This window comes from Achromobacter sp. NFACC18-2 (assembly GCF_900108985.1).
Classification (GTDB): domain Bacteria; phylum Pseudomonadota; class Gammaproteobacteria; order Burkholderiales; family Burkholderiaceae_B; genus Achromobacter.
Genome location: NZ_FNYM01000034.1, coordinates 1 through 5,552, shown reverse-complemented (window position 1 = coordinate 5,552; position 5,552 = coordinate 1). Strand labels below are relative to the sequence as shown.

The window sequence follows — 5,552 nt, the reverse complement described above, 5'->3', positions numbered from 1 at the left end:
CCCCAACCTGGTCGGTTTCAAGGACGGCATTGGCGACATCGAATCCATGGTCCGCATCCGCCGCAAGCTGGGCGACCGCTTCTCGTACCTGGGCGGCCTGCCCACCGCCGAGGTCTACGCCGCCGCCTACCGCGCGCTGGGCGTGCCCGTCTACTCGTCGGCCGTCTTCAACTTCGTGCCCAAGATGGCCATGGAGTTCTACAACGCCATCGCCGCCGGCGACAGCGACACCACCAACCGTCTGCTGGATGACTTCTTCCTGCCCTACCTGGAAATCCGCAACCGCAAGGCCGGCTACGCCGTCAGCATCGTCAAGGCCGGCGCCAAGCTTGTCGGCCACGATGCAGGCCCGGTGCGCGCACCCCTGACCGACCTGACCGGCGAAGAGATGGAAATGCTGGCCGCCCTGATCAAGAAGTCCGGCGCCGAGTAAGCCTCGCGCCACCCGCTTACTGCCTGCCCCCGGTCCGGGGGCATTTTTTTCCCCGGACCCGCCGCAGGCAAAACCGCCCGTCCTTTCGACCGGGCGTCCCTTTTCTGGAGATGACCATGAACCTGACCGGCCAGATGTTGATCGGCTCGACCGCCGTCCTGGGCGCGGGCGCTGCCCAATACGCCATCAATCCCGCCACGGGCGAACGCCTGGAACCCGCCTACCCCGCCGGCTCGTCCGATGACGTGTCCCGCGCCGCCGAATTGGCCCGCGCGGCCTTCGACCCGTACCGCGCCCTGCCGCTGGAGACGCGCGCCCAGTTCCTGGAAAGCATCGCCGAGGGCATCCTGGCCCTGGGCGATGCGCTCATCGAGCGCGCCCATCAGGAAACCGGCCTGCCGGTCGCCCGCCTGCAGGGCGAACGCGGCCGCACCGTGGGCCAATTGCGCCTGTTCGCCCGCGTGGTGCGCGACGGCTATTTCCTGGACGCCACCATCGACCCGGCCCAACCCGAGCGCCAGCCCCTGCCGCGCGCCGACCTGCGCCTGGCGAACGTGCCCCTGGGTCCGGTCGCGGTGTTCGGGGCCAGCAACTTTCCGCTGGCCTTCTCGGTCGCGGGCGGCGACACGGCGTCGGCGCTGGCCGCGGGCTGCCCGGTCGTCGTCAAGGCGCACAACGCCCACCCCGGCACGTCCGAACTGGTCGGCCGCGCGATCCAGCAGGCCGTCGCCAAGCACGGCCTGCCCGAGGGCACGTTCTCGCTGCTGTTCGGCGCCGGCAATGAAATCGGCACGGCGCTGGCGATCCATCCCGCCATTACGGCCATCGGCTTCACCGGTTCGCGCCGCGGCGGCCTGGCGCTGGTGAACGCCGCCAACGCCCGCCCGGTGCCCATCCCCGTCTACGCGGAAATGTCCAGCATCAACCCCGTGTTCCTGCTGCCGGCCGCGCTGGAAGCCCGCGCCGAAGCCATCGCCAAGGGTTTCGTGGACTCGCTGGCGATGGGCGTGGGCCAGTTCTGCACCAACCCGGGCCTGGTCATCGGCATCGAGGGCCCGGCGCTGGACCGCTTCCGCCAGGCCGCCGCCGACGCCGTCAAGGCCAAGGGCGCCGCCACCATGCTGACGCCGGGCATCTTCTCGGCCTATGAGCAAGGGGCCGATGCCCTGGCCCGCCACGCCAGCGTATCGACCGTGGGCCGTGGCGAACCATCCAATCCAGCCTGCAACGCGGCGGGCGCCGTGGTGTTCGGCGCAAGCGCCGACCAGTTCCTGGCGTCGCGCGAACTGGAAGCCGAGGTCTTCGGCCCGGCCTCGCTGGTCGTGGCCTGCATGGATGCGGCGCAGGTCCGCGCCGTGGCCGAGCACCTGGAAGGCCAGCTCACCGCCACGCTGTTCGTGGACGATGCCGACCTGGACGACGCGCGCGCGCTGCTGCCCGTGCTGGAGCGCAAGGCCGGCCGCATCCTGGCAAACGGCTACCCGACGGGCGTGGAAGTGAGCCATGCCATGGTCCACGGCGGCCCGTTCCCGGCCACGTCGAACCCGGCCTCGACCTCGGTCGGCGCCACCGCCATCCGCCGCTTCCTGCGTCCGGTCTGCTACCAGGACCTGCCCGACGCCCTGTTGCCCGACGGCATCAAGCGCGAAAATCCGTTGGGGCTGACGCGCATGGTGGACGGCAAGCTGGCCGTTGCCTGAGGGCCGGTGTGATGGCCATTGTTTGATCGCCATTGCCTGACATCAGATCCACAGGCGCCGCGCCATGCGGCGCCTGCGGCTATGCCATCGCCTGTAGCCACGCCAGCAGGTCGCCCTGCGGGCTGCCCGGCTGCACGGGCTGGGGCGCAAGCAGGCAGTACCGGGATCCGTCTTCGACGAAGCCCATCGGGGCGGCCAGCACGCCGCTCTCCAGGTCGTCGCGCACCAGCGGCCACGGACCGATCGCCACCCCCAGGCCCGCCACCGCGGCCTGCAGGCTGAAATAGAAATGATCGAAGGCCTGCCCCGACCCATCGGGCGCAGGCTGCCCGGCGGCGGCCGCCCATTCCCGCCACGCGCCCGGCCGCGTGCGCGTATGCAGGCGCGGCGCGTCCGCCTTCAGCGCCAGGCCCGCATTTTTCTGGTCGAACCACGCGGCCAGCTTGCCGGGATGGCACACCGGGCCTACCCGTTCCGCGAACAAGGGCGCGGCGTAATGGCTGTCGGGCCAGGCAAAGTCATCGCGGCGGATCGCCAGGTCGATGCCGCTGGCAAACGAAAACGGCCCGCCGCCCGCCACCAGATGCACGTCGATATCGGGATGCCGCGCCTGGAAATCCGGCCAGCGCGGGATCAGCCAACGCATCAGCAGCGTCGGCTCGCACGACAGCACCCAGCGGCGCCCTAGCCGCGCACTGGCGCGCAACTCACCGACCGCCTGGCGCATCAGGCCCAGGCCACTGCCCACCGCGCGGGCCAGCGTGCGGCCGGCGTCCGTCAGGAACACGCGCCGATTGCGCCGATCGAACAGCGCCACCTGCAACTCGTCTTCGACGAGGCGCACGGCCCGGCTGACCGCCCCATGCGTCAGATGCAGCTCGGCCGCCGCATGGCTGAAATTCTCATGGCGGGCGGCCGCCTCGAAGCACCGCAGCGCCAGCAAGGACGGCAGGCGCGCATCGGATGATGGTGAGTCCAAGTCACCATGATTGTCAGAAAACATCGTTATACGCCTTCGATTCCAGCCGCTAGCATCCTGGCCATTCAGTGTTTTATTCGCCAGGATACGCCATGACCGAACTGATAGCTGTCATCACAATTACCATGCTCGCCGTCGTGAGCCCGGGGCCGGATTTTGCGATGGTCACGCGCAACAGTTTGATGCTGTCTCGGCGCGCGGGCGTGCTGACGGCCCTGGGCATCGGCCTGGGCGTCCTGATCCACGTCGGCTACACCCTGGTGGGCGTCGCGCTGCTGATCCAGCAGTCGATCTGGCTCTTCAATGCCATCAAGCTGGCCGGCGCGGCCTATCTGGTCTATCTGGGCATCACGATGCTGCGCGCCCGGCCCGCCGGCCCGGCCGGCGACGGCGCCAGGGCGGCGATGTCCGATGCGGCGGCCCTGCGCACCGGGTTGCTCACCAATGCGCTCAATCCCAAGACCACGGTCTTCATCGTGAGCCTCTTCATGCAGGTGGTGCGGCCCGACACGCCGCTGGCGGTGCAGATCGGCTATGGCGCCTTCATCTCGCTGGCGCACGTGGCGTGGTTCAGCGTGGTGGCCGTGTGTTTTTCATCGGGTGCGGTCCGCGACCGGCTGCTTGCCGCGCGCCAGGGGATCGATCGCGTATTCGGCGGCCTGCTGGTCGCCTGCGGCGTGTTGCTGGCGGCGGCCAGCGGTTCCCGGTAAAGCACGCGGGCCGGCTCGCAGCCGGCCCCGCGCTTTCATGTCCTGCCACGCATCACTGCGGCTTGAGCTTGCCGTCCGCAATGATCTTTGCCCACTTCGCCTGCTCGGCGGACTGGAAGTCCGCGAACTGGGCCGGCGTGTTCGGCGTGTAGGCCAGGCCCAGTCCCTGCATCTTCGCGCTCACCTCGGGCTTGGCGACGATGTCGGCGATGGTCTTGTTCAGCTTCTCGACCACGGCGGGCGGCGTATTGGCCGGCGCGTAGATGGCTTGCCAGCTGCTCACGTCAAAGCCCGACACGCCGGCTTCCTGCATGGTCGGCACGTCCGGCAGCACGGCGGTCCGCTTGGCCGACGTCACGGCCAGCGCCCGGACCTTGCCGCTCTGCACGTACGGCAGCGCGACCAGGGCGGTCTCGAACGAGCTGGGAATCTGGCCGCCGATCAGGTCCTGGATGGCCGGGGCGCTGCCGCGGTACGGCACGTGCGTCAGGTGCGCGCCCGTCAATTGTTTGAACACTTCGCCCGACAGGTGCTGCGACGTGCCCTGCCCGGCCGAGCCGAAGGCGATCGTGTCCGGGTTGGTCTTGGCCGCCGCGACCACGTCCTGCACGCTCTTGTACGGCTGATTCGCGCCCACCAGCAGCACGTTGGAAATGCTGCCCAGCAGGATCACCGGCGAAAAGTCCTTCGCGGCGTTGTAGTTGATGCTCGGCAGCAGCGACGGGTTGATCGCGTGCGTGGCGATGGTGCCCAGCAGCAGCGTGTAGCCATCCGGCTTGGCACGCGCCACGGCATCCGCGCCCAGCACGCCGCCCGCGCCACCCTTGTTTTCGACCACGACGGTCTGTTTGAGCGTGGTGCCCAGTTCCTGCGCGATAAGGCGGCCCAGGATGTCGGACGTGCCGCCCGCGGCAAACGGAACGATCAGGGTAATGGCCTTGCCGGACGGCCAATCATCGGCAGCGTGGACGGGAGCGGCGCACACGGCGGCGAGCGCCAGGACGGCGGAAAGACGGCGCAACACGGGAAATGCCTTCAAGCTTGTCTCCTAGGGATATGGAATTGTCGTCGTTCTTGTACGTTGTCGTACGACAATGAAGCGGGAGAATAGCCGGGCCTGCGCCGGGATTCAATCTAGGGAAATTCCTAAATCGCCCTCCGCTACGGCGACACGTTGTACGACAACAATTTGCTGAAGACCCAGTTGTTATCCCAACTTGTATGTTGTACGATGACTTACATCGCAGGTTCGGCAGCGACCGTACTTCGGCACCCCCTCTCATCCCATTCCTCTATTTGGAAGACAGCCATGACGACTCCGCAGGAACTCAAAGACATCGTTTCGGAAGGATTGCTTTCCTTCCCGGTGACCGACTTCGACCAGAACGGCGACTTCAACGCCAAGAGCTACGCGGCTCGCCTGGAATGGCTGGCCCCCTACGGCGCCACCGCCCTGTTCGCCGCGGGCGGCACCGGGGAGTTCTTCTCGCTCGCGCCCCAGGAATATTCCGACGTCATCCGCACCGCCGTGCAGACCTGCAAGGGCAAGGTGCCCATTCTGGCCGGCGCCGGCGGCCCCACCCGCACCGCCATCGCCTACGCCCAGGAAGCCGAGCGCCAGGGCGCCAAGGGCGTGCTGCTGCTGCCCCACTACCTGACTGAAGCCTCGCAGGACGGCATCGCCGCCCACGTCGAGCAGGTCTGCAAGTCCGTCAACATCGGCGTCATCG

The 5,552-nt window shown here is 68.2% G+C and carries 6 protein-coding genes; 4 read left to right on the top strand and 2 right to left on the bottom strand.

All coding sequences use genetic code 11. From position 1 onward, the window contains the following. A partial coding sequence (locus BMW75_RS28965) for a dihydrodipicolinate synthase family protein (protein ID WP_175493306.1) occupies positions 1-433 on the top strand: 433 nt, incomplete at its 5' end. 116 nt (positions 434-549) lie between these two features. Continuing rightward, on the top strand, positions 550-2,133 hold the full coding sequence (locus BMW75_RS28960; RefSeq protein WP_092582906.1) for an aldehyde dehydrogenase (NADP(+)): 1,584 nt from the start codon (positions 550-552) through the stop codon (positions 2,131-2,133). 79 nt (positions 2,134-2,212) lie between these two features. Here the strand turns inward: BMW75_RS28960 and BMW75_RS28955 are convergent, their stop codons facing one another. Beyond that, entirely contained in the window at positions 2,213-3,136 is a 924-nt protein-coding gene (locus BMW75_RS28955) for a LysR family transcriptional regulator (RefSeq protein ID WP_092582905.1), read from the bottom strand. 68 nt (positions 3,137-3,204) lie between these two features. Between BMW75_RS28955 and BMW75_RS28950 the strand changes: the two genes are divergently transcribed. Continuing rightward, on the top strand, positions 3,205-3,822 hold the full coding sequence (locus BMW75_RS28950; RefSeq protein ID WP_092582904.1) for a LysE family transporter: 618 nt from the start codon (positions 3,205-3,207) through the stop codon (positions 3,820-3,822). A gap of 52 nt (positions 3,823-3,874) precedes the next feature. Here the strand turns inward: BMW75_RS28950 and BMW75_RS28945 are convergent, their stop codons facing one another. Further along, positions 3,875-4,861 (bottom strand): Bug family tripartite tricarboxylate transporter substrate binding protein, encoded by a 987-nt coding sequence (locus BMW75_RS28945; RefSeq protein ID WP_092582903.1) that lies wholly within the window; start codon positions 4,859-4,861, stop codon positions 3,875-3,877. A 270-nt stretch (positions 4,862-5,131) separates the two neighbouring features. Between BMW75_RS28945 and BMW75_RS28940 the strand changes: the two genes are divergently transcribed. Continuing rightward, the coding region (locus BMW75_RS28940) for a dihydrodipicolinate synthase family protein (RefSeq protein ID WP_175493305.1) at positions 5,132-5,552 on the top strand (421 nt) is incomplete at its 3' end.